This window comes from Luteibacter aegosomatis, from assembly GCF_023078455.1.
GTDB lineage: Bacteria > Pseudomonadota > Gammaproteobacteria > Xanthomonadales > Rhodanobacteraceae > Luteibacter > Luteibacter aegosomatis.
In genome coordinates, this window is sequence record NZ_CP095740.1 from 1184875 (window position 1) to 1208429 (window position 23555).

Sequence of the window (23555 nt, forward strand, 5' to 3'; positions counted from 1 at the left end):
GGTGTGAATCTTTCGCACCTTTCCCTACCTGAAAAAATTCCCCATGCGCAGATACCTCGCCTCACTGGCGGTGCTTGGATTCACGCAGGCCGGCGTGGCCGCGGCCACGTCGATCGACGAAGAGAGCATTCCCTCCGTTACGATCCTCCGCGCCGACGACAGTGACGAGCCTGCCGCGTTTTCCCGCTTGCTGGACGGATTGCTCGTCGACGGAAGACGGGCCGTGGTGGCAGGCGATGCGAAATTACTCCAGCGCTTGCGGCCGTCGTATGCCTACGTTTGGCCGTCCACCGACACCATCGTGCTCGATCCGGCGTCGGGGCTGGGCATTTTCGGATTCAACGCGACGGATGACGCGTCGCGCGCGAAAGTGATCTCGCTATGGCCTTGGGAACCCGACACGTTCTCCGCGGACGTGTTCGGCAGGACACGTCGCGAGGCGCCGCACGCCCTGACGCGTCAGGTCAATTTCGACGTGCTGGCCACGTCGCCGTCCAGCGTCTGCCAGGGCTTCGCCCGCGAAATGGCTCGCGGCATGTTCGGCGACGCGACACCTACGACCGAACAGCGGACGGCGTTTCGCAAGGAGGTTCGTCGCTGGTGCCAGTATGGCCATCTGTCCGTGCATCTGGCCGAATCGGCCGAGTTCGAGATCGACTCGTTCGCGCCATCGGAGCATGCCCGCCTCACCCTGGCATCGGAATGGGCGTTGATTCGTTCGGAAGACATCGTAAGCGGCACCCGTTATTTCTTCTGGAACAAGACACTGGGCGATGGCGCAGGCACCGGCTTCACGCTTGGCCGCGACAATGAAGGGCATACCGACGGTGCGGGTGGCATCGACGGGATCATGGATGTCGCGATCCACTCCGGCTGGGGCAGCGTGATGCCCGGCGACGACACCTATACCTGGCCGGTGAACTCCACCTTTCCGCTCGTCGGCAACGTTCGGGCCTTTCGATGCGACGGGCCGGATTCGAGCCTGCCATCCGACTGTCCCGTGGCGCCCATGGTGCGCAAGCTCTATCCGACCGACTCGGTGGACGGTTCGGTCAATCGCGCGAGCGGCGAGTCGTTTTCGTTCGGGGGCGAAGGTGCGGTGGGTGGTGGCAGGTCGCAGAGCAGCGGCAGCGTATCCGCGAGCTTCGCCCTCGCCGTCGTCAAGACCACGGCGATGGTTTCCCACTCCGACATGACGCTGACGAACGTCCGCAGCAACGCCGACAGGGTGTACTCGCGCAGCACGTGGTGGCGTCCTGACGTACCCGCGATGATCGAGTGGATCGCCGCCCGGCATCATGCCGGAAGCCTGGCCAAGGCCACGCCACTCGCCGCGACGGTCAATCCCCGGTACGAAATCCTGTGGGAGCTGCCGGCCGAAGGCAACGCCGGCCGGGTGCTGCCTTACCACGTGTTCTACGAGATGGGCATCAACACCTGCACCTGGGGATGCGTTTGCCGCTTGCAGGGCAAGCCGCGGGTCGGCTGGGTCGACCATGTTCTCGTCCGCATTCCCGCGGACTGACGCTCAGCGTGCTTCGGGAGCGAGGGCCAGGCGATGGGCGGCCGGGCCCGGCAGCAACGGCGTCGGTCGCCCGTGCACCCAGTCGTCGTGGCCCGCACCATGAAACGGCGACAATGGGTGCCCGCTCTGGCCGCCAGGCATGTCCAGGTAGCTGCGGTCTTCGTGTCCCGGTGAAATGGCGAAGCGTTCCGACGCGCCGAACGACGGTCCCTGGATGCGCGGCATGTCGGTATCGCCGGGCAGCGGCTCGGCCGGCATGTCGAGGGCGCGCGACAGGAACGCGGGCAGCGCGGCGGACAGCGGGTGCGCGATCTTCGCCGTATTGGCTTCGCCCCATGTGCGTGCCGCGAGTCCGCCGGGAAGCCGGCCCAGGTCATCGGCGGTTTTCCTTGCGGCGGCGAGGAGCAGGTCGTTCCAGTCCTTCCAGCGCGCGTCCAGGAGGTTCATCGGCTTCCGTTCCACCATCGCCCAGATCGCCGCTTCGGCTACCGCGCCCCGCGACCACCCGACATCGGGAAAGCGAGCCTTCGCGCGCGCGATGAAAGGCGCCAGCACGGCTTCACGCACGTTTTGCCGGAACGTGCGAACGAGGCGGTAGTCGACGCTGTCGACATCGGCGCGGCCCTGCCAGCGGGCGGTGAGTTTCTTCAATTCCGCCAGCGAGCCGTCGTCGTGCGCGAGCACGGCTTGCAACAGCTGCTGCCAGCGGGTAAGAAACACCGCGCGATCGTCGGTCTGGATGGCGAGCATGTCTGCCGGCGTGAATCGGGTGCGGGCACGAAGATCGTCGCGGATCTGCCGGGCGCGCGCGCCGAGGTCCTGTCCGCCGTTGCCGAGCAGGGCGAAGGCGTCGCCGCCGACCGTACGGTTGTTGGCGGTCCACAGTCGCTGGTCTTGCGGGTTGAATACCCGTGGATAGCGCTCGGGCGGTGCGTATCCCTGCCATGTACCCTCCGGCCCGGTGCGCAGCGGAATCGCATTGCCCATCACCGTCCAGCCGATGTTGCCCTCGCGGTCACCGGCCAGCAGGTTCTGCGGCGGCATGCCTGCGCCGGACGCGACATCGAGTGCTTCGGCCGCGCTCGTGACCCGCTCCAGCTTCATGATGCCGAGGTTGAAGGCGTGGGGATCGTGGGCGATCCACACCAGCGCGACCGGCGCGCCGTCGGCACCGGTGCCGGCGAGCGGACCCCAGCGGGTGTCCTCGACGCGAAGGTGCCGGGGTTCGCCGCGAGCCACGTCGATGATTTCGTCGTGCACCTCGAACGTGGCCCAGCCTCCGGGAGCGCGATAGCGCGACGGATTGGACGGATCGCGCTCCACGCGCACGAAGTCCATCCAGTCGCTCCATGTATTGGTGAAGCCCCAGGCGACCTGGCCGTTCGATCCCGCCACCAGCGCGGGCGTGCCGGGTAGCGTCACGCCGTTGAGGTCGCGGATGCCGCCGGGGGCGGTGGCGTCGGGAAAGCGCAAGCGGGCGCGATACCAGATGTCGGGCACGCGCAGGCCCAGGTGCATGTCGTTGGCGACCAGGGCGGCGCCGTCGGCCGTGAGGCCGCCGCCCACGGCGAAGCTGTTGCTGCCGGGCAGTTCGGGCAGCGGGGCGGGCGAGGGCGATGCCGTGCCGTCGGCGTGGTGAAGGTCGATGACCTCGGGGCCCGGCAGCACGACATCGGCCGAAAGGCTGCCGTCCAGCGGCGCTTCCCAACGCGGATCGGGAGCGAGCAGGGCGTCCACCAGCGGCGAAGGCAGCGTCGCGCGTAACTGGCCGATCATGCGTTCACGGTGGTTGGTGCCATCTTCGTTGAGGTCGAGGTACATGGCGCCGAGCACGAGCAGGGTATCTTCGCCCTTCCAGGGTTGCGGCGACTGGCGCAGCGTGAGGTATTCCCATGGGCGAACACGCAGGGCGCCCAGACCGGCGTTGACGCCATCGCGGTAGGCATCGATCACGTCGCGTTGGTCGTCCGGAAGCGCCTCGTAGGCGCGCCGTGCCACGTCTCGGAGGCGGTGCAGCCGGTGCCCTTCATCCACCTTCAGTGCGGCGGCGCCGACAAGCGCCGACAACTCGCCCGCGGCCACGCGGCGCAGCAGGTCCATCTGGAAGAAACGGTCTTGCCCGTGCGCGTAGCCGAGGCCCCAGGCCACGTCGTGGCGGCTCTTCCCTTCGACGGTAAGCGTGCCCCGGACGTCGCGTTCGAGCGTGACGGGCGCCACGGGCCCAACGACCGTTACCGAGCCGTCGAGGCGGGGGAGACTGCCCGAGAGCAGGTACCAGCCGGCTCCGGCCGCCAGGCCGATCAGCAGGACGAGAGCGATCAGCAGGCGGACGAGGATGCGGCGCATGGTCAGGGCTTCTTCGGGAAGACGGCGACGATACCGGCGTAGGGTTTCGTCATGAAGGCGGGCGCACCGGCGTAGCCCGCGGTGGGCGTGAAGGCCTGCGAGATGGTGCCGTCGAGGAACAGCGCGTCGCGACAGCCGATGCCGTCGCGGAACAGGCGGGCGAACGCGTGGAAATTGACCGGCGCGCGGCTTACCGCGAAGACCACCTCGTGCGGCGATTTCGCGCACACGCCGCTGCGCCATTTCATGCTGTCCGAGCCGTCGTCGAACTGCGTGTTGATCTCGCCGCCGATCACCAGCATCGGCCCCGATTGCGTGGCCCAGCGTGGCTTGCGGCCGCTGGCGCGGAAATCCTCGCTGGTGCGGACCTCGGCGCTGCCGTCGTCGTAGACGGCGAACACGCCGTTGGGCAGCAGCGAGAAGTTGCCCGAGCGCGGATTGCCGTGCGCGAGGTTGAGCGGCACGAGCGTCTTGCCGTTTTCGACGTAGAGGCCCAGCGGCTTGAAGTCGCGGTCATAGATGCCCGCGTTGGTGGCGAACGCGAGGGTGCGGCCCTTGCCGGCCGACCAGGTCTTCAGCGCTTCGATGCCGCCGAAGGGCTGGCCGGTGTCGGGGTTGCGCCAATACAGTTCGATGTCGTCGCGTCGCGTATCCACGGTGACCGTGAAATACGACTGGCTGTCGAATACCCTGTCGCGGCCGTCCACCGCGTCGGCGCTGGGCGAGCAGCCGATGGCGAGGCCGGCGAAGGCGGGTGCGACGAACAGGCGTGCGACGAGGCGGAGCATGCGGAGGGCGAGCGGGCGGGGCATCCTCCGATGTTCGCCGGGTGTCGGCGGGCACGCAAGGGGCACGCGGCCACCACGGGCCCGCGAGGGCGTAAACTCCGGGGTTTTTCCCCGGTACGCCATCGTCATGCCTTATACGCCCATCGTCGCCACGCTCGGCTACGTGCTGTCCCCGGACGGCGGCCGTGTGCTCATGATCCACCGCAACGCCCGTCAGGACGACCAGCATCTGGGCAAATACAACGGCCTGGGCGGCAAGATGGAACCCGGCGAGGACATCGCCGCGTGCATGCGCCGGGAGATTCGCGAAGAAGCGGGCATCGAATGCGTGGAGATGCGCTTGCGCGGCACGCTGAACTGGCCGGGCTTCGGCAAGCGCGGCGAAGACTGGCTGGGCTTCATCTTCGTGATCACGCGTTACGAGGGGACGCCGCTGAAGTCCAATCCCGAAGGCGCGCTGGAATGGGTGTCGGTCGATGCGCTGGATGCCTTGCCGATGTGGGAGGGCGATCGGCATTTCCTGCCGTTGGTGTTCGACGGCGATCCACGGCCGTTCCATGGCGTGATGCCGTACAAGGACGGACGGATGGTGTCGTGGGATTACTCGCGGTTGTAGGCCGTGCATAAGGCGCTGGGCTCCTGCCTTCGCAGGAGCGACGAGAGTCAACCTTGTAGCTCGTCGCTCCTGCGAAGGCAGGAGCCCAGTGTCTTCCGACCAGCCTTTAGCCCGTCGTCTCGATCCGCTCCACGCGCCGCAACCCGCGCGGCAGCACGCCGCCACGCGTCGCGCGGCTGCCGCCGTACTCCACGAGATCGGCCCACTTCAGCGTGAGCTTGCGCTGGCCCGCATAAAGCGTGACCTCGCCCTTGCCCTCGGTGACCACGGCCACGCCGACCACGCGCTCCTCGCCCGAGACGAGTTTGGCCTTCGGGATCTCGATGAGCTTGTTGCCCTTGCCCTTGTCGAGTTCGGGCAATTCCGCTACCGAGAACATCAGCAGGTGACCTTCGCCGGTGACCACCACGATGCGGTCGCGCGACGGATCGGCCGAGATGGCCGGCGCCAGCACGCGGGCGCCCTCGCTGAGCGAGAGGATCTGCTTACCGGCCTTCTGCCGCCCGGTGAGCGCTTCGAAACGGGTGACGAAGCCGTAGCCGAAGTCGGTGGCGAGCACGATGCGGGTGTCGTTGTCGGCGGCCACCACGGCGTCGAAGCTCGCGCCCGCCGGCGGGCTGAAGCGGCCGGTCAGCGGTTCGCCGTTGCCGCGTGCCGAGGGTAGCGTGTGCGCGGCCGTGGCATAGGCGCGACCGGTGGAATCGATGAACGCCACCTGTTGCGTGGTGCGGGCACGGGCGATGGCCAGCAGGTTGTCGCCCTCGCGGTAGGACAGTGCCTCGCCGTCGATCTCGTGGCCCTTGCCGGCGCGTACCCAGCCCTTCTGCGACAGCACCACGGTGACCGGCTCGGACGCCACCAGGGCGCTCTCGTCGAGGGCCTGCGCCACGCTGCGCTCGATCAGCGGCGAGCGGCGGGCGTCGCCGTATTTCTCGGCGTCGGCGCGCAGTTCTTCCTTGATGAGGCCCTTGAGCTTGGCCGGCGACTTCAGCAGCACGTTGATGCGCGCGCGCTCCTCCTCGAGCTTGTCGCGTTCTTCGGTGATCTTCATTTCCTCGAGGCGGGCGAGCTGGCGCAGCTTGGTTTCGAGGATGTAGTCGGCCTGCTCCTCGTCGAGGCGGAAGCGGGCGATCAGCACCGGCTTGGGCTCGTCCTCGGTGCGGACGATGCGGATCACCTCGTCGAGGTTGAGGTACGCGATGCGCAACGCTTCGAGCAGGTGCAGGCGGCGTTCGACGCGGCCCAGGCGATGGTTCAGGCGGCGGGTGACGGTGTCGGTGCGGAAGCGCAGCCACTCGCCCAGCACCGTCTTGAGATCCTTCACCTGGGGACGGCCGTCGAGGCCGATCATGTTCAGGTTGACGCGGAAGCTCTTTTCCAGGTCGGTGGTGGCGAAGAGGTGCTGCATCATCTCGTCGGCGTCGACGCGGTTGGAGCGCGGCACGATGACGAGGCGGATGGGATTCTCGTGATCGGATTCGTCGCGGAGATCCTCGATCATCGGCAGTTTCTTCAGGCGCATCTGCGCCGCGATCTGCTCGAGGATTTTCGACGGCGACACCTGGTGCGGCAGCGCGGTGATGACGATGTTGCTTTCTTCGCGCACGTAGACGGCGCGCGCGCGCACCGAGCCGTTGCCGGTCTGGTACATCGCCACCAGCTCGCGGCGGGGGGTGATGATTTCGGCCGTGGTGGGGTAATCCGGGCCCTGTACGTGTTCGCAGAGGTCGGCCACCGTGGCATCCGGATCGTCGAGCAGGCGGATGCAGGCGCTGGCGATCTCGCGCAGGTTGTGCGGCGGGATATCGGTGGCCATGCCCACGGCGATGCCCATGGAGCCGTTGAGTAGCACGTGCGGCACGCGGGCGGGCAGCCAGGAAGGCTCTTCCATGGTGCCGTCGAAGTTCGGCACCCAGTCGACGGTGCCGTGGCCCAGCTCGGAAAGCAGGATCTCGGCGATGGGGGTGAGGCGCGACTCGGTGTAGCGCATGGCCGCGAAGCTTTTCGGGTCGTCCGGCGAGCCGAAGTTGCCGTGGCCGTCCACGAGCGGGTAGCGGTAAGAGAACGGCTGGGCCATGAGCACCATGGCCTCGTAGCAGGCCGAGTCGCCATGGGGATGGAATTTGCCGATGACGTCGCCGATGGTGCGGGCGGACTTCTTGGGCTTGGCCGTGGCGGCCAGGCTCAGCTCGCTCATGGCGTAGACGATACGGCGCTGCACGGGCTTCAGGCCGTCGCCCACGAAGGGCAGGGCACGGTCGAGCACCACGTACATGGAGTAGTCGAGGTAGGCCCGCTCGGCGTACTCCTTGAGCGGGATCTGTTCGTAATTGGCTTGCAGATTCATGGCTTGGCTGTCCTTCTGGCGCGCCGCGGCGCGTCGTTAACCGGACGATGGTGCCAGAAAGGCGTCTCAAGGGTGTAGACCGCGGCGAAAATCGCGGACAGGGTCCGCTCCCACCCCTCGGTAGCAGGCCTTCCTACCAGAGGGTGAGAGCGGACCCTGTCCGCGACGGGTCAACCTCAGCGCGCGGGCTTGCCCGCATCCACATCTTTGATGAACTTCACCAGCCCCGTGAAATAGGTCTGCTGGTCGTCGTACATCGCCATGTGCGAGCCCTTGGGACACAGCAGGAACCGCCCCTTCGGCAAGCGCTTCGCCATCGATGCCATGTACTTGGGGTCCATGGTGTCGTAGGTGGCGGCGATCACCAGGGTGGGCACGGTGATCTTCGCCAGGTCGTCGAAGCGGTCCCAGTGCTCCAGCTTGCCGCTCAGGCCCAGCTCGCTCGGGCCCTGCATCGACACGTAGAGCTGCTGGTTGAGGTGCGAGAACGAGCGGTTCACCGGTTCGGGCCACTGCGCGTACGGCATGCGCAGGATGTGCTGCTCGTAGTGCATGGGGATGAGGATGCCCATGTACTTCGGATCGTCCGTCTTTCCCTCGGCTTCCATGCGCTTGACCTCGGCAAGCTTGGTCTGGTCCATGGCGGGCATCAGCACGTTCTTCGCGTAGGCGATGTAGGCCGGCGCGCTGGCCATCATGTCGGAGATGATCAGGCCCTTGAGGTGCTGCTGGTACTTGAGCGCGTACTCGATGGCGAGGATGCCGCCCCAGGAGTGGCCGAGCAGGTAGAAGTTGTTTTTGTCCAGGTTCAGCGCCTGGCGCACCTGTTCCACTTCCTCGACGAAACGAGGCAGGTCCCACAACGATTCGTCGGTGGGATGGTCACTGTTACCGGAGCCGAGCTGGTCGTAGTAGTAATACTCGATGCCCTGGCCGGGGAAGAAGCTGTCGAATACCTCCATGTACTCATGGGTGGCGCCCGGACCACCGTGCAGCAACAGCACCTTGACCGTGGGGTTGTTGCCCGTGCGCTTCGTCCAGACGCGGAATGTTCCCTTCGGCGTGTCGATGGTGATCATCTTCACGCCGCCGTCCAGCGGCTTGGCGTCGCGGGAGTTGTCGAAGTAGGAAGGCGGTGGCGGTGCGGCATGAGCGATGCCGATCGTCACGAAAAGCAGCGAAAGGATGGCGATGAGGCGGCGCATGGTCGTCGGATGGCCGATGAATGAGGAGATCGCACTATCCTGCGAAGGAACGGCCCTGTCCAGGCCGTTCCTTCGGGCGACTACGCCGCGCGATCAGAATTCGAAATCCGCCGCTACCGGAAAATGATCGGACGGGTAGTGGCCGTTCTTCGAGGCGGTGATGGTGCGCTGGGATGTCGCTTTCACGCCCCGGTAAAGGATCCAGTCGATCCGCTTGGTCGCCTTGCCGGTGAAAGCGTGGAAGGTATCGTCCGGGCCCTCGTGCGACGCGGCGCTGGTGCGTGCGTCCTTCAGCGTCTGGGTGAGCACGGCGTGCGATTCGCTCTCCGGACCGGTATTGAAATCGCCGGTGAGGATCACCGGCACGTCGGCTGGCAGCTTGGCGATCCAGTTGGCGATCTCGCGGGCGCCCTTCGTGCGGGCGTCTTCGTCCTGGTCGCGGTAGGGCAGGTGGGTATCCAGCAGATAAAAACGCTTGTGATCGGCGATGCGTTCGAACAACGCCCAGTTCACCATGCGTGGCATCGGATGGCCCCAGGTGATGCTGCCGACCTTGTCCGGCGTGTCGGAAAGCCAGAAATCCCCTTGTTCGACCACTTTCAGGTGGTCCTTCTTGTAAAAGATGCCCATGTGCTCGTCGTCGTGGCCGCCATACCGGTCGCGGCCGAACCAGGCATACGAGGGCAACCGGGCCACCGTGTCGTCGCCCTGTACCTTGCCCAGCTCCTGGGTGCCGATCACGTCGGGGTCGACCTGGCGGATGGTGTCGGCGAAGAGGTCGCGGCGCATCTCCCAGCGGTCAGGGCCGTCCTTGCCGGTGATCGTGCGGACGTTGAACGACATCACCTTGAGGTCGGCGGCGGAGGCGGGCAGGGCGAGTACGGCGAAGGCGGCGACGGCGAGGATTCGGATCATCGGGGGGCTTCCGGCAGGGACGATCCCCACACTATATAGGCGTCCGTCTTTCGCGACGTGACAGAATAGGCGGGTTGCAATGCCTTTTCCGGAGTTTCCATGACCGACCGCGACGATGACGCCCCCAGCGGCAACGGCCGCCGTATCGCCCTGGCCATCGTGCTGATCGCCTTCGTCGCCTCGGTGACCACGGCGATGCTGGCGTTCACCGCATCGAAGCGGGCGAACGAGCGCGATGCCGCGGGCATGGTGGCGGATGCCGCCGACCTGCACGGCATGCTATCCAACTGGACGATGCAGCGCGATGCCGTACTCGCCCTGCCGGCCGCCGATCGCGGACCGGCTCTGGCCACGCTCGACGGGCGCGCGAGCCTTCTGGCAGCGTGGAAGCCACGGACGCCCTGCGGCGCGCAGGCGCGCGATTGGCTCGACGAGAAGCTGCGCGGGCTGGGAGCGCAACTGCGCAACGGCGAACCGAGGACCGGCGACGTATCCGCCGAGTTGGACCGCTCGCTGAAGGGTTGCCGGGATATGCGCGGTCGCGACGTCACTATCTGAACGCGACCTTCGCCGTCTGGCGCGTTTGTCCACAGGCGATGTGGATAGCGCCTGCATAAGCATGTGGACAAGTCCGATTCGGCGTTTCGCGACAGGTGCTTGCGTTGCACTGGTCATCCGATGACCAGCCTTTCGGGAACTATCCACATCCGGTGTGGACAGTTCCTGCATAAGCATGTTGATAACTTCCCTTCGTCCTTGCCGGGCAAGTACTTACCTTGCGCTGGTCAACGAATCGCCAGCGACGCGGACTTCAGCTGATGCCCGTCGGGCCATCGAGCACGTTGCGGACCTTGCGTAGCAGGTCCATCCGCGCATAGGGCTTGTTGATCACGTCGAACGCCACCCCGCCGGCGTCGGTGCGCTCGATGGACGTGGAGGCGTAACCCGTGGTCAGCAGCACCTTGAGGTTGGGCTGGATCGACCGTGCGCGACGGGCCAGCGCTACGCCGTTGAGCCGCCCCGGCATCACCACGTCGGTGAACAGCATGGCGAAGTCGCGATCGCGCTCGAGCAGGTGCAAGGCTTCCTGCGCGTCGGTCAGGGAGACGACGCCGTAGCCATGGCTCTCGAGGATGGCATGCGCCAGTTCGGCCAGGTCGGCACGGTCGTCCACCACGAGGATGCGCTCGTGTCCCGCACGGTCGGTGGAGCGGTCGATGCGCGGCACGCGGTTGCCCTCGCGGTGATCGATACCGTCCTCGGTGGCGGGGAAATACAGCGTGATGGTGGAACCTTCGCCTATCGTCGAATCGATGGCGACCGCACCGCCGGACTGGCGGGCGAAGCCATATACCATCGAAAGCCCCAGCCCGGTGCCCTTGCCTTCTTCCTTGGTGGTGAAGAAGGGATCCATGACGTGCGCAAGCACCTCCGGCGCCATGCCCGTGCCGGTGTCGATCACGTCGATGGCCACGAAGTCGCCGCTGCGCGTGGCGAGGTCGCCATGGTTGGCGATTTCCAGGGGCGTCGCGTTACGGGTTCGTATCACGAGGGACTTCTTTTCGAGCCCTTGCATGGCGTCGCGTGCATTGATGGCGACGTTGAGCAGCGCGACTTCGGTCTGGGTGGGATCCAGTCGCGCGTTCCTCACGTCGGGAGACAGCTCCAGTTCCAGGTGCACGTCGTCGCCGAGCGCGCGGGAAATCATGTCCTGCAGGTTGGACACGACATGATTGGGATTGATGACCCGGCCCTGGAGCGTCTGCTTGCGCGCGAAGGCCAGGAGCTGCGACGTGAGCGTGGAGGCGCGGCGAATGGCGTTGCGGGTGCTGCCGACGAAGTTCAGCAGGCGCGACATGTCGGGTTTAGGACCGGACAGGCCGGCTTCGATCGCCTCGACGTAGCCCACCATGACCTGCAGCAGATTATTGAAGTCGTGGGCGATGCCGCCGGTGAGCTGGCCGAGCGCTTCCATCTTCTGCGCCTGCCTCAACGCATCCTCGGCATCGCGCCGACGGCTGACGTCGAGCTGCGAGGCGAAGAAATAGATCACTTCACCGTGCTTGTCGTACACGGGGGAGATGAACAACGCGTTCCAGAAGGTGGAACCGTCTTTCTTGTAGTTGAGGATCTCGGTGGAGATCTCGCGCCTGGCGGCCACCGCGTCGCGAACGGCCGAGATGGTCACCCGGTCGGTGGCCGGGCCCTGGAGGAGGCGGCAATTGTTGCCGATCAACTCCTCCATGGCATAGCCGGTCATGCGCACGAACGCGGGGTTGGCGAAGATGATCGGATTATCCGGCCGATGCGGATCGGTCACGATCATCGGCATGCGGGTCGTGGCCACCGCGGCGAAGAAGATGTCTTCGTGGGGATGATCCATGCCCTCGTAGAGCACGTGCATCCCATTGCCTTCGGAAGGCAGGTTGTCATCGGCCATCGCTTCGCCTTTATCGGATAGATGGGCGGATTTTCTCATAGGGGCGCGTCTTCATTGCCGGTGCGAACGTCTTCACGTTCGTCAATCGGTCATGCTCGAGTTCAGCCGTCGTGCAGTTGGTCGTTCAACGAACGTGAAGGAATCGTCGGCGTCATTCCGTATGCCATCGTCTTCGCAGCACCGCCGCTCGCTCCTGGATTTCAAGTAGCCGTTCCGACGAAAGGCGTTCCAGTGACCGCCATTGCAGGGCAGCACGCGGGTGGTGGGCGAAGCGTGCCTTGTGCCGCCGGAGGAAATCCCAGTAAAGCGTGGTGAACGGGCAGGCATCGTCGCCCGTCGCTTCACCGGGCCGATAACGGCAGCTTTCGCAGTAATCGCTCATGCGCTGGATGTAACGCCCCGACGCGGCGTACGGCTTGGACACCATCCGCCCTCCGTCGGAGAACTGGCTCATGCCCAGGGTATTGGGCGCTTCCACCCATTCCACGGCATCCACGTAGATCGCCAGGTACCAGGCGTGCACTTGCGCGGGTTCGACGCCGAGCAGCATGGCGAAATTGCCGGTGACCATCAGGCGCTGGATGTGATGTGCGTAACCGTGAGCGAGTGTCTGGCCGATCACCTGGGCCATGCATCGCATGTCGGTGTCCGCGTTCCAGTAGAAATCGGGCAACGCGCCGTGGGCCTTCAAGGCATTGCCCGCGAGCAGGCGATCGGGGTTCAACCAGTAGACGCCGCGAACGAACTCGCGCCAACCCAGCACCTGGCGTATGAAACCTTCCGCCGAAGCGAGGGGCACCTTCCCTTCGTCGAAACGCTTCGATGCGGCGGCGATGACTTCCTTCGGCGAAAGCAGCTTGAGGTTGAGCGACGTCGACAGGCGGGCGTGATAGAGCCACGGCTGGTCCGTCCACATGGCGTCCTGCCATTGGCCGAAGGCGGGAAGGCGATGGTCGAGGAAGTCGCGCAGGGCCTGCCTGGCCTGGTCGCGCGTCACCGGCCAATCGAACGCGTCGAGGCGGCCGGGATGATCGGAAAAAACCGCTTCCACGTCGGCGATGGTGGCTTTCGTCAGATCGTCGGGCTCGAAGCGTTTGGGCGCGGGCACCCATCCGGGTCCTTCGCGGCCGAAATGACCGCGGTTGTCCGCGTCGTAGTTCCACTGGCCGCCGGCCGGTTTGTCGCCGTCCATGAGTACGCCATGGCGGACGCGCATCCAGCGATAGAAATGCTCCATCCTGAGTTGGGTCTTGCCCTTGGCCCAGTCCGCGAAGTCGTCGGCGGATACGAGGAAGTGACGGTCCGGACGCTCCACGTATTCCACCCCGCAGGCCGCCGCGACGTCGCGTATCGCCACTCGAAGCCGGTGTTCGCCGGGGCGCACCACCACCAGGCGCGAAGGACGGTGATGCCGCAAGGCCGTTTCGAGCAGTTCGGGTAGCGAGTCGGGTCCGGGCTCGCGCAGGTGCGTGTACTCCAGCGGGAAGCCATCGTCCCGTAGCTGTCGGGCGAAGTGCCGCATGGCCGAAAGGAACAGCGCGATCCGTGCCTTGTGCGACCAGACGTGTTCGCCTTCGCCGCGCCGTTCGGCCATCCACACGAGGTCGGTTTGCGGGTCGAAATCGTCGAACACGTGCGAGTGGCGGTCGAGCTGATCGCCCAGGACGACGACGAGATGGCGCATGGCGGGTTTCCGCGGCAGGGGACGCTATTGTCCACTCGGATCCCGTCAAAACGGGGCGAACGAGGAGCTTCGCGAAAAGAGCGATGCCCCCGTTATCCACAACGAATGTGGACAGCGCCTGCATAACCGTGTGGACAAGTCCGGTTTCGCACGTCTCGACAGGCACTTGCGTTGCACTGGTCACTTCGCCGCCACCCCGGTGCCGGTCCCGGGACAGCTATCCACAGCCGATGTGGATACTCCCTGCATAAGCATGTGGATAAAGCGGACTTGTCCAGGCGCGACAAGGTCTTGCGTTACGCTGGTCAGCCCGTGACCAGTGCACCCGGGTGTCCCGTGGTGCCTCGCTGACGACGAGGTGTCGGGCGCTCCGGCGGTTTCTATCCACAGCGCGTGTGGAAAGCGCTTGCATAACCATGTGGATAAACGCCGATCCCGCTTACGGGACAAGCGCTTAGCTTGTGCTGGTCAACGAATGTACACGGCTCCCGTCATGCCCGGAGTTCTATCCACAGCCGATGTGGATAGCGCCTGCATAAGCGTGTGGATAAGCCTGATCGCCCCAGTCGAGACAAGGTCTTGCGTTGTGCTGGCTAGCGAATGATCAGGGTGGCGATGGCTTGTCGCGCGCCACGGCGGCGATCACGACGGCGCAGATCAGCATGCACGGGGCGAGGATGGTCGTCGGTTCGAAGGAAGACGTCACCTCGGCGTTCGCCAGGAAGCGTCCCAGGATGGCGGAGGACGCATTGAAGGTGGCGTGCATCGCGATCGCCACCAGCAGGCTTCGTCCGGAAAGATCGAAACACAGGTTGATGACGAAGCCGAAGCCGATCACCAGCGCCGCATACGTCCACATCGGCGCGCCGTTCCAGGCCGGTACCAGGAAAAGCGGCAGATGCCAGCCGAACCATAACGCTCCCAGCAGGAGCCAGGCGCGGACCCGGCCGAGTCGGGTTTCCATCAGCGGCAGCGCGAAGCCCCGCCAGCCCGGTTCTTCACCGATCGGTCCCGCCATCATCGCGGCGCGCGCGATCGCGAGGGGATATCCCGCGAACGCGAGCCAGTCCACGCCACCGAGGCGTCCCTGGGTCATCCACAGGCTCGGCCCGATGACGAAGGCCAGCACGACCAGCAACAGTCCGAGGCCGTAGGCGGCGAGCGACACGAGCGGGCGGAAGCCTCGCCAGGGCCATGCGCGCCCGGTGACGCCACGCACGATGGCCGCCGAAACCAGCGGGGCATAGCTTCCCGGAAGCGTGTACCAGAGCGATCCGTGGATCGGCAGCCATCCCAGGCCCGCCTGGGAAAGGTACAGCGGTGCCCATGCGATCCATGCCAGCAGGTAGGCCAGCAGAAAGAAAGCGACGAGCGGATGCTGGACGATGCGGTCCCGGATGCCCCTGAACATGCCTTTGTCCCCGTGACGTCGTCGCGCGATTTAAGCAGCATGGCGGCGTCGCGTCATGATGCGACGCGTCGATCGTCCAAGCGACGATTCCTTGCGGAACGGCGCCGAATCAGGGTGCCGGATACGGTCGTCACCACGGCATCACAGGCGCCTGCGCTACAACGACCGACTATGACCTCATCATCAAGGGAGCGCGCCACGACGCACGACCAGCCCCTGGCTGGGCGGCGGTATCTGGTGCTCGAGGACGACTACCTCATCGCGACGGCTCTGGCGGACATGCTCATGTCTCAAGGCGCGTCGGTGGCCGGCCCGGTGGCGAGCGTCATCGACGCGGGACATCTGCTGGAAAAAACCGACCGCCTGGATGGGGCCATCGTCGACATCAACGTGGCGGGCACGGTTGCCTACGGCATCGTCGAGTTACTGGAAGAGCGGGGCGTACCCTGCATTTTCGTGACGGGATACAAGGCCTCGGGCATCCCCGAGCGTTTCGCCCATATACCTTGCATCGAGAAGCCCACCGGTTGCTCGGCCATCATCGATGCCTTGCGAGGCCTTCCTGCCGGGGATGTGGTCCCGGGCGCATAGGCACCTGCGTTCGCGTGGCCATGATCGTGTCGAAGGCGCCTGGCGTCGGCCACGCGCCTTCGACAGGGCGTCAGGCCGTGGCTCGGTGCTCGACCAGGGCCAGTTCCCGATACTGGGCGGGACGCGCCTGCCGTAGCCACATGCTGTAGGCGAGGCCGCCGAAAAGGGTCGCGACGTACGACAGGGGCAGCAAGGCCACGAAGGGCGTGTCGACCGTGGAAAGCAGGGTGAAATTCACGCACACCGTGGTCAGCGCGACCGAGAGGCCGATCGCGGCGCACACGGAAGCCACCATGACGATGGGTCCCGCCTCCCTGGCGCGACGGAACACATAGAACGCGATGGCGATCGCGGCGGTCGCCTGCAGGCCGATGATGCCAAGCGTGCCCAGGCCGATGAGCACCGGAATGATGGCGGCGTACGGATCGGTGGAGGACGAGGCGATCGCGATCAGGCAGAGCGCCGTGGCGGCCGACATGCAAAGGGTCGCCGTGACCGGCACGTTGCGCGTTTCGTCGAACCGGGCCAGCCTGCGCGGCAGGAGGCCTTCCCGTGCCAGCGCGAAGATGTAACGCGATGCCGCCGCGTGGATGGCGATATACGTCGCCAGCATCGAGGTGCAAAGCAGGAGACCGGCGACGTCCGACGCCGTCTCGCCATCGTATTGCTTGATCAGGTCGAGCATGAGGGTGCCGCCATGCGCCACGGCCTGCGCCTTCACGTCGCCGGGGCTGAGCGCCCCCACGGTGATCCACGCGGTGACCAGGTAGAACGATCCGATCAGGATCACCGACACGTAGCTGGCCAACGGGATGCTCCGCACCGGATCGGCCGCTTCCTTGGAATAAAGCGCGCCCGATTCGAAGCCGACGAAACACGTGAATGCGGTCATCAGCGACACGCCGATGCCGGGGGCCAGCCACTGGCCCGGCGTGAAGGACGAAAGCGGAAATGCCGCCCACCCCCGTGCCGCGACCACGCTGACGTCGAAGACCACCAGTACGGCGGTCTCGACGATGATGATGGCGGCCAGCAACTTGGTCGACGCATCCATCGACCGGTAATTGAGGATGCCCACGACGACGGCGGATAGAACGGCGAAGACCGTCCAGTTCACCTTGTGCCCGAGCGCGATGGACACCTGCTCGTCGAAGTAACCGCAAGCGGCGGCGAGACCGAAGGTGAATGCGCCATACGACACGATGGCGGAATACGCCGTTCCCACGCCGAGTGGCTTGCCGAGGCCCTCGGCCACGTACGTGTAGAACGCGCCGGTGCTGACCACGCGGCGGCCGATGAACGCATAGCCGACGGTGAATGCGACGAGGATCGAGCCGGCGATGAGGAAGGCGACCGGAACATGGGCGCCGGTGCCGCGCGATATCGCGATGGGGAGGTTGCCGATCATCGAGGCCAGCGGGGCGGCGGCCGCCAGCACCATGAAGACGATGAATCGGGTGGAAAGTTTATGGGTGCGCGTCGATGGCGCGTCGGAACGGCTCACGATGGATCCTGAAGACGGTGATAAGCGGGGAAGGGCGGCCGAGAATCCGCCGAGAGAAAAGCGGCGGCTCCTGGGCGACAATTCTGTAATGATCGTTATAAACCGATCGGGAATCTTGCCCGTTCCATGCGCGCATGTTCCCTGGCCGGTGACGGACGGGGAGGTCATGTGCGTTCGGCGTGACCGATAAGCCACGGAATGGAAAGCCAGGGACGGAAAGCGCCGCCTGAGAGGTGTCAGGAATCGACGTCGATATGGTTACCGCGCGCCGGATCGCCTAGAACCCGGCCTTCAAGGCCTCCGCCAGGCGGTAGGCGGCGCGGCGCACCGAGACCGGTCCGGCACGCAGACGACAGCAGGCCACGATGCCTTTCGCTCGGCTGGCGAGCCCCAAGGCCCGCTCCTGCTGCGCTCGCTGGCGTATCAGGTGTGCGCGGAATTCCACTTCCATCATGTCTTCTTCGTCCAGCGCGGCGAACAAGGCGCGGAGGTCGAGCACGGTAAGGTCGTGGGAGGTCCATGACGGGATGGAAATCGGGCTCATGGGTCCAGCGTGCCGGGCACATCTTCAAGGGAATGGCGACGAACGGCATGCGTAAGGTGACGACGAATGGCATGCGGTCGGCTTCGTGAAGATGCCGCCGCCTCCGTCCTCACGCTGCATGAGCCCGGGCTTGATGCATAGCGGTTTAATAAAGCAGACGACCACGTGTTGGCGGGAAAGGCCGATGTCATCGGATCGTCACTTGGAAGGAAACCGGGAAACGCCCAGCGCCGTCGGACGGAGCGTGCTGGCGCGCCTGGGCGTGCTCATGGTTTTGCTGCTGATCTTCGCCGGATTGATCGTTTTACTGGTGCTGGCACGGGAAGCCGGAAGGTAATCCACTCGGAAAGGGCGCCGCAGTGGAAGGCGGCGCACCTTGGATCACCGATGTCATGCGGGAGGATGCGTAGTCTCCGATGTCGTTTTCTCCGCGCCGTCGTCCGCATGCATGGTCACCCGGGGCATCGACTCGTCATGCAACCACGCCCAAAGCGCCACGCTCGCTACCAGCGGCACGACCAGATCCGTATCGTCGGCACCGTCCAGCAGCCATAGTGAGGTGAGGATCATGCCACCCACCATGGCGGCGGCGATGATCAGGTCTCGCGCGCAGGCGCGCCATGCGTGCAGCCGTTCCAGGTGGGCCAGCGTCTCCACGGCCACCACGCGATGCGTCCGCATGACGAAGGCGGGGTCGTCGTGGATCTCGTCCGTGCGCAACGCGTCATGAAGCGAGGGTTCGTTGTCGGGGATCATCGGGACGACTCCAGGGGAACGGAGAGGCGGCGCCTCACCACTTCACGTGCGCGGGCTATCACGCTCTTGAGCGTGCCCAGGGGCAGGCCCATCAATTGGGCCGCCTCGGTATGCGACCACCCTTCGGCATCGCACAGCAGCAGGCACGCGCGTTCACGGACCGGCAGCTCCGCCAGGGCCGCCGCCACATCCAGCCGTGCGCCGAGGTTGGGTTCGTCGGCACCGACGGGCTCCGCCGCGCGGGTGTGCTTTCGTTGCACGTGCCGCTCGTGGCGTTCGTGGTCAAGGAACACCCGCCACCCGATGCGCACGAGCCAGGCGGCATAGCTGCTCGACGTATCGCTGCCATCGAACTGTCGACAGCGCTGCCAGGCGCGCACGAACGTCTCCTGGGCCAGGTCGTCCGCCGTGCTCGGTTGACCGCAGAGCTTGCGCAGGAAACCGCGCAGCCGCGACTGGTGCCGCGCGACCAGGACGTCGAACGCCGCCCGATCACCCGCGACGACCCGGTGGTTGAGCGCGTCGTCCGTGATGCGCTCCTCAAGGGGCACGCGCGGACCGCCGGGCCATGAGCACCAGGGCGAGGCCCGTAAGCAACGGGAAGAGCGCCGCGCCGGCGGCTGCCCGCATCGCCGCTTCGCCGGTCTGCAGCGCCACGCAGCCGGCACATGCCAGTCCGATGGCGATGAGTACCCAGCCGTTGCGCCGATCGACGGCGGCGCGCTCGGCGGCCGGCGCGCGACCGAGCGCGCGGTCGAGTTGCTCGGTCGTCAATGGCGCACCGGCGTCCAGGGCACGGCGCAGCGTGCGGTGCAACAGCGCGACCATGGCCAGCCGCACCAACTGGTGGATCACGATCAGCAGGGCCAGCGCGACGATCACGCTGCCGAGGAAATGGGCGTCGAACATAAGAGCCTCCGGTTTGGTGCTGCCATAACGCCTGCCGCGGGTGGTTTGGATGAAGTGGGTCGTTCATCCATATCGCGGGTGAGCCGCGTTGATGCTGCACCGGCCCCGCGCCCCCCTGGAGCATCCCATGAAACCTTCCCGTGCCCTCCTGCTCGTCGGCGTGCTGGCATGCCATGCTCACGCCCATGCGGCGGAGCCGACCTCGCCGACACCCTCGTTACCGGTGCCGGCTGCGCCCGCGGCGAAGCCGGGCGACGACTTCGACCGCTTCGTCAACGGCACCTGGGCCGACAGCCATCCGATGCCCGACGATCGCAGCTGGATCGGCACCTGGCCGGAGCTGCAAACGCACGCCGAGGCGCAGTCGCGCGAACTGGTCGAGCGAGCCGTGCAGGACGGCTCGCCGATGGGCAGGCTCTACGTCAGCGCCTTGAACCAAGTGGCGCGCGACAGACGAGGCATGGCACCGCTGCGCGCGACCTTGGCCGAGATCGACGCCGTGCACGATGCGGCGAGCCTGGCGGCGATGCTGGCGCGTCTGGCGCGCATCGATGTCGGCGCCGTATTCATCCCGGTGATCGACGAAGACGACCGTGCGCCGGGGCGGCGTCTTCTTGCCCTGCGTCAAGCGAAGGTGGGCCTCCCGGATCCGGCGGATTACACCGCGACCGAAGGGTCCGGCGTTGCACGCAGGGATGCCTACCGCCGTTTCCTGGTTGCCCTGCTGGAGGCCTCCGGCGCCCCCCGTGAGCGGATAACGCCGCGGGTGGACGCGGTGCTGCAACTCGAGGGACGCCTGGCGGCCGCCCAGACCTCCCGCGCGGACCAACGCCATGCGACGGATGGCTATCGGCCCGTCCATGTGCACGCCCTCGGGCAACAGTTGCCCCGGTTCGCATGGGGACGATGGCTCGCCGCGCTCGGTGCATCCGGGGTCCAGCGGGTGAACGTGCCCTTTCAGCAGGCCCTGGCCGCGCAGTGGGCGATCGTCCGGAGTGCGCCGCTGGAGGTGGTGCGCGACTTTCTGACCCTGAAGACCCTGGGCGCTTACAGCCGGTACATGACGGGCCCTTTGGCGAGCGCCCGTTTCGCGTACTACGGCACGGCACTTCGGGGCGTGACGGTCGAACCGCCTGCGTGGCGGCAAGGCATGGACCTGGTGACCAACCTCATGCCCGAGACGCTCGGTCGCGCCTATGCCGCCCGCTATTTCTCGCCGGAGGCGAAAGCCCGGGCCACCGCCCTGGCGGAGGCGGTGCGCCGCGCCCTGATCGGCCGCGTGGCTCGGGCGGCATGGTTGTCGGTCGCCGCTCGCGAGGGTATCCAATCAAAGCTGCGGCGGACGCGCCTGAGCATCGGATATCCCGAGGTGTGGCCCGACGTTCCCGATGTGGATATCCGTGAAGACGACCTGGCCGGCAATGTCCTCCGCCTCAATGCCTGGCGCTTCGGCCGGGCCATCGGCGATCTCGCTCGACCCATCGACCGGGCATCGTGGACATCTCCTGTCCAGGTACCGAATGCCTATGCCAGCGCGTGGGCCAACCACATCGTCTTTCCCGCCGCGCTCCTGCAGCCGCCGATGTTCGATCCGGCGGCCAGCGCGTCGGAGAATTACGGCCGCATCGGCGCCACCATCGGCCACGAGCTGAGCCACCTGTTCGACGACCAGGGGCGCCACTACGACGCCGATGGCCGCTTGCGAGAGACGTGGACGGGCGACGACGCGCAACGATTCGATGCGCGCACGGGAGCCTTGCGGAAGCAGCTCGAGGGCTATGCGCCGCTGCCTGGCGAGCGCGTCGATGGACCGTTGGTGCTGGGCGAATCGGTTGCCGACCTGGCGGGACTCGAAGCCGCCTACGACGCGTTCGTGCAGGCCGAGCCGGGCTCGGGACGCGCGCGGCAGGCATCCGATCGCCGCTTCTTCGTGGCTTGGGCCGAGCTGTGGCGCAGCCGATACCAACCCGCTTATTTGCGCACGCTTCTGCACACCGATGCGCATCCGCCGGGAAGCGTCCGTTTGTCGACGGTGCGCAACATCGATGCGTGGTATGAGGCCTTCGCGGTGCCGTCGAACGCGGCGCTCTATCTGGCTCCCGAAGCCCGCGTGCGCATGTGGTGAGCCGGGGTAGCGATCGCGGCGCGTGGCAGGTCCGGTTACTTCGTCGTATAGCCGCCGTTGATGAGGATGGTCTGGCCGGTGATCCACCAGCCATCGCTGACCAGGTGGCGGATGAAGGGCACCACGTCCTCGATGTCGGTGAGCCCCGTCTTGGTGAAGGAAGAAAGCGCTGCCGCCGTCTTGTGATAGGCCACCGCATCGTCCCCTTCGGCCGGGTAGAAGAACGGGGTGTCCATCGGGCCGGGGCCCACGGCCGTGACCGAAATGCCGCGCTCGCCGAATTCCTTCGCCGCGGCGCGGGTGAAGTGCTCCACCGGCGCCTTGGTCCCGGCATAGGCGGCGTAGAACGGCGTGAACGCGCCCAGCAGCGACGTCACCAGGGTGCAGATCTTGCCGTGGTCGTTGACGTGCTTGCCGGCCTCCTTGAGGAAGAAGAACGCGGTCTTGGCGTTGACCGCGGCCATCTCGTCGTATTCGGCCTCGCTGATGTCGACCATCGGCTTCTTCAGCACCTTGCCCACGGTATTGATGGCGATGTCGGGGCGGCCGACGGCGGCCACGGTGTCGGCGAAAAGTTTTTCCACGGCGGCCGCGGTGGTCAGGTCGCCCTGCAGCGCGACGGCCTTCGCGCCGGCCTGCTCGATGGCGCTCACCGTGCGCTGGGCATCGGCCTGGCTGGCCGCGCTGTTGTAGTGGACGACGACGGCCTTGGCCCCGTGGGTCGCGAGATCGCGCGCGATCAGGCCGCCGAGGTTCTTGGCGCCGCCGGCGATCAGGACGGTCTTGCCGTGGATGCTGTGTCGGTCCATGGGGTGATCCTCGAGCCAGTGAAGGTTTTCCGAGCTTAGAAAACTCTTTTTTCTGAATAAATAACCGTGATCGATATAGACTGTACATAAATCATGACGAATGGCTCCCGTGTGGACCGCATCGATCAATTACGGGTATTCCTGCGCGTCGCGCAGAGCGGCGGCTTCTCGGTGGCGGCCGATCAATTGGGGCTGCCCCGGCCAACGGTTTCGTTGGCGGTCCAGCAATTGGAATCCCGCCTGGGGGCACGGCTATTCAATCGCACGACCCGTCGGGTGAGCCTGACACGGGACGGGGAGGCGCTGCTGGAACGCGCCATGGCGCTCGTGGCCGACAGCGAGGAGCTGGAGCAGCAGTTTCGTCCTTCCGGCGAGATGCTGCGCGGGCGATTGAGGGCGGAGTTGCCCAGCCGTATCGCCCGCCGCATCGTGGCGCCGCGCTTGCCGGAGTTCTTCGCCCTGCATCCGGGCATCGAGCTCGAGCTGGGTTCCAGCGACCGCGTCGTCGACCTCGTGCATGAGGGCATCGACTGCGCCCTGCGCGTGGACGAACTGGAGTCGAGCAGCCTGGTGGCACGGCCATTGGGGACATTCCGGCTGATCCATGCCGCCAGCCCGGGTTACCTCGCGCGCCACGGCACGCCGAGGATGCCCGCCGATCTTGGCGACCATCTCGCCGTCGGTTATGCGTCACCCGGCAACGGACGCGCCACGCCATGGGAGTGGCTGGCGGATGGCCGGCTTCATTCCCGCACCATGACGTCGCAGGTCTCGGCGAACAATGCAGAGACCTACATCGCCTGCTGTCTGGCGGGCCTGGGCTTGATCCAGATCCCGGAGTTCGACGTACGCGAGCACCTGGAGCGCGGCGAACTGGTGGCGGTGTTGCCGGACTGGCCTCCTCCCGCGATGCCGGTGCAGATGGTCTATCCGCATCGACGCCACCTGTCGCGTCGCGTGCAGGCTTTCAGTGATTGGCTGGCCGGCGTGATGGCCGGGTACGTGGAAGCGGAGCGTCCCTGATTGAACGGACGCGGCCG

The 23555-nt window shown here is 66.2% G+C and carries 21 protein-coding genes; 7 read left to right on the plus strand and 14 right to left on the minus strand.

What is annotated here, in order from left to right; translation table 11 throughout:
• Positions 1-43 precede the first annotated feature (43 nt).
• On the plus strand, positions 44-1525 hold the full coding sequence (locus tag L2Y94_RS05315; protein WP_247373569.1) for a hypothetical protein: 1482 nt from the start codon (positions 44-46) through the stop codon (positions 1523-1525).
• Positions 1526-1528: 3 nt separating this feature from the next.
• On the opposite strand, the gene L2Y94_RS05320 is transcribed toward L2Y94_RS05315, so the two are convergent.
• Together L2Y94_RS05320 and L2Y94_RS05325 are read right to left on the minus strand one after the other, a co-directional pair.
• Positions 1529-3871 carry a penicillin acylase family protein gene (locus tag L2Y94_RS05320; RefSeq protein WP_247373570.1) on the minus strand — a complete coding sequence of 781 codons (2343 nt, stop codon included), beginning with the start codon at positions 3869-3871 and terminating at the stop codon, positions 1529-1531.
• Between the two features lie 2 nt (positions 3872-3873).
• Entirely contained in the window at positions 3874-4683 is an 810-nt protein-coding gene (locus L2Y94_RS05325; protein ID WP_425602437.1) for a phosphodiester glycosidase family protein, read from the minus strand.
• A gap of 103 nt (positions 4684-4786) precedes the next feature.
• On the opposite strand from L2Y94_RS05325, the gene L2Y94_RS05330 reads away from it, so the two are divergent.
• Positions 4787-5275 (plus strand): NUDIX hydrolase, encoded by a 489-nt coding sequence (locus L2Y94_RS05330; protein WP_247373571.1) that lies wholly within the window; start codon positions 4787-4789, stop codon positions 5273-5275.
• Between the two features lie 106 nt (positions 5276-5381).
• On the opposite strand, the gene parC is transcribed toward L2Y94_RS05330, so the two are convergent.
• From parC to L2Y94_RS05345, 3 genes are all read right to left on the minus strand, one after another.
• Complete coding sequence (parC, locus tag L2Y94_RS05335) at positions 5382-7622, minus strand: DNA topoisomerase IV subunit A (RefSeq protein WP_247373572.1); 2241 nt, start codon at positions 7620-7622, stop codon at positions 5382-5384.
• 176 nt (positions 7623-7798) lie between these two features.
• Positions 7799-8827 carry a proline iminopeptidase-family hydrolase gene (locus L2Y94_RS05340; RefSeq protein WP_247373574.1) on the minus strand — a complete coding sequence of 343 codons (1029 nt, stop codon included), beginning with the start codon at positions 8825-8827 and terminating at the stop codon, positions 7799-7801.
• A gap of 93 nt (positions 8828-8920) precedes the next feature.
• A complete protein-coding gene (locus L2Y94_RS05345; protein WP_247373576.1) occupies positions 8921-9742 on the minus strand; it encodes an endonuclease/exonuclease/phosphatase family protein in 822 nt (273 codons plus the stop codon).
• A gap of 99 nt (positions 9743-9841) precedes the next feature.
• Here L2Y94_RS05345 and L2Y94_RS05350 point away from each other — a divergent pair, with 99 nt between their 5' ends.
• A complete protein-coding gene (locus L2Y94_RS05350; RefSeq protein WP_247373577.1) occupies positions 9842-10300 on the plus strand; it encodes a hypothetical protein in 459 nt (152 codons plus the stop codon).
• Between the two features lie 253 nt (positions 10301-10553).
• On the opposite strand, the gene L2Y94_RS05355 is transcribed toward L2Y94_RS05350, so the two are convergent.
• The 3 genes from L2Y94_RS05355 to L2Y94_RS05365 form a co-directional block, all read right to left on the minus strand.
• The gene (locus L2Y94_RS05355; protein WP_247375143.1) at positions 10554-12146 is read right to left on the minus strand and encodes a histidine kinase famiy protein; all 1593 of its coding nucleotides are present in this window, start codon (positions 12144-12146) and stop codon (positions 10554-10556) included.
• Between the two features lie 187 nt (positions 12147-12333).
• Positions 12334-13866 (minus strand): cryptochrome/photolyase family protein, encoded by a 1533-nt coding sequence (locus tag L2Y94_RS05360; protein WP_247373578.1) that lies wholly within the window; start codon positions 13864-13866, stop codon positions 12334-12336.
• Between the two features lie 604 nt (positions 13867-14470).
• On the minus strand, positions 14471-15277 hold the full coding sequence (locus tag L2Y94_RS05365) for a CPBP family intramembrane glutamic endopeptidase (RefSeq protein WP_247373579.1): 807 nt from the start codon (positions 15275-15277) through the stop codon (positions 14471-14473).
• Between the two features lie 171 nt (positions 15278-15448).
• On the opposite strand from L2Y94_RS05365, the gene L2Y94_RS05370 reads away from it, so the two are divergent.
• Positions 15449-15868: a response regulator gene (locus L2Y94_RS05370; protein ID WP_247373580.1), complete on the plus strand. Its 420-nt coding sequence runs from the start codon at positions 15449-15451 to the stop codon at positions 15866-15868.
• Positions 15869-15938: 70 nt separating this feature from the next.
• Here the strand turns inward: L2Y94_RS05370 and L2Y94_RS05375 are convergent, their stop codons facing one another.
• Positions 15939-17372: an APC family permease gene (locus tag L2Y94_RS05375; RefSeq protein ID WP_247373581.1), complete on the minus strand. Its 1434-nt coding sequence runs from the start codon at positions 17370-17372 to the stop codon at positions 15939-15941.
• Between the two features lie 277 nt (positions 17373-17649).
• Positions 17650-17916: a hypothetical protein gene (locus L2Y94_RS05380; RefSeq protein ID WP_247373582.1), complete on the minus strand. Its 267-nt coding sequence runs from the start codon at positions 17914-17916 to the stop codon at positions 17650-17652.
• Between the two features lie 184 nt (positions 17917-18100).
• On the opposite strand from L2Y94_RS05380, the gene L2Y94_RS05385 reads away from it, so the two are divergent.
• The gene (locus tag L2Y94_RS05385; protein WP_247373583.1) at positions 18101-18253 is read left to right on the plus strand and encodes a hypothetical protein; all 153 of its coding nucleotides are present in this window, start codon (positions 18101-18103) and stop codon (positions 18251-18253) included.
• Between the two features lie 53 nt (positions 18254-18306).
• Here L2Y94_RS05385 and L2Y94_RS05390 read toward each other — a convergent pair whose 3' ends face one another.
• Genes L2Y94_RS05390 through L2Y94_RS05400 form a run of 3 tightly spaced genes read right to left on the minus strand, consistent with a single transcriptional unit; the run spans position 18307 to position 19581 of the window.
• Complete coding sequence (locus L2Y94_RS05390; RefSeq protein WP_247373584.1) at positions 18307-18672, minus strand: hypothetical protein; 366 nt, start codon at positions 18670-18672, stop codon at positions 18307-18309.
• Entirely contained in the window at positions 18669-19223 is a 555-nt protein-coding gene (locus tag L2Y94_RS05395) for an RNA polymerase sigma factor (protein ID WP_247373585.1), read from the minus strand. The genes L2Y94_RS05390 and L2Y94_RS05395 overlap by 4 nt, the downstream gene beginning before the upstream one ends.
• Positions 19213-19581 carry a hypothetical protein gene (locus tag L2Y94_RS05400; RefSeq protein ID WP_247373586.1) on the minus strand — a complete coding sequence of 123 codons (369 nt, stop codon included), beginning with the start codon at positions 19579-19581 and terminating at the stop codon, positions 19213-19215. Before L2Y94_RS05400 ends, L2Y94_RS05395 begins: the two co-directional genes overlap by 11 nt.
• Before the next feature lie 127 nt (positions 19582-19708).
• On the opposite strand from L2Y94_RS05400, the gene L2Y94_RS05405 reads away from it, so the two are divergent.
• Positions 19709-21706 carry a M13-type metalloendopeptidase gene (locus tag L2Y94_RS05405; protein WP_247373588.1) on the plus strand — a complete coding sequence of 666 codons (1998 nt, stop codon included), beginning with the start codon at positions 19709-19711 and terminating at the stop codon, positions 21704-21706.
• 35 nt (positions 21707-21741) lie between these two features.
• Here the strand turns inward: L2Y94_RS05405 and L2Y94_RS05410 are convergent, their stop codons facing one another.
• A complete protein-coding gene (locus L2Y94_RS05410; RefSeq protein WP_247373590.1) occupies positions 21742-22515 on the minus strand; it encodes an SDR family oxidoreductase in 774 nt (257 codons plus the stop codon).
• A gap of 111 nt (positions 22516-22626) precedes the next feature.
• Here L2Y94_RS05410 and L2Y94_RS05415 point away from each other — a divergent pair, with 111 nt between their 5' ends.
• Complete coding sequence (locus tag L2Y94_RS05415) at positions 22627-23538, plus strand: LysR family transcriptional regulator (RefSeq protein WP_247373591.1); 912 nt, start codon at positions 22627-22629, stop codon at positions 23536-23538.
• Positions 23539-23555: the final 17 nt, after the last annotated feature.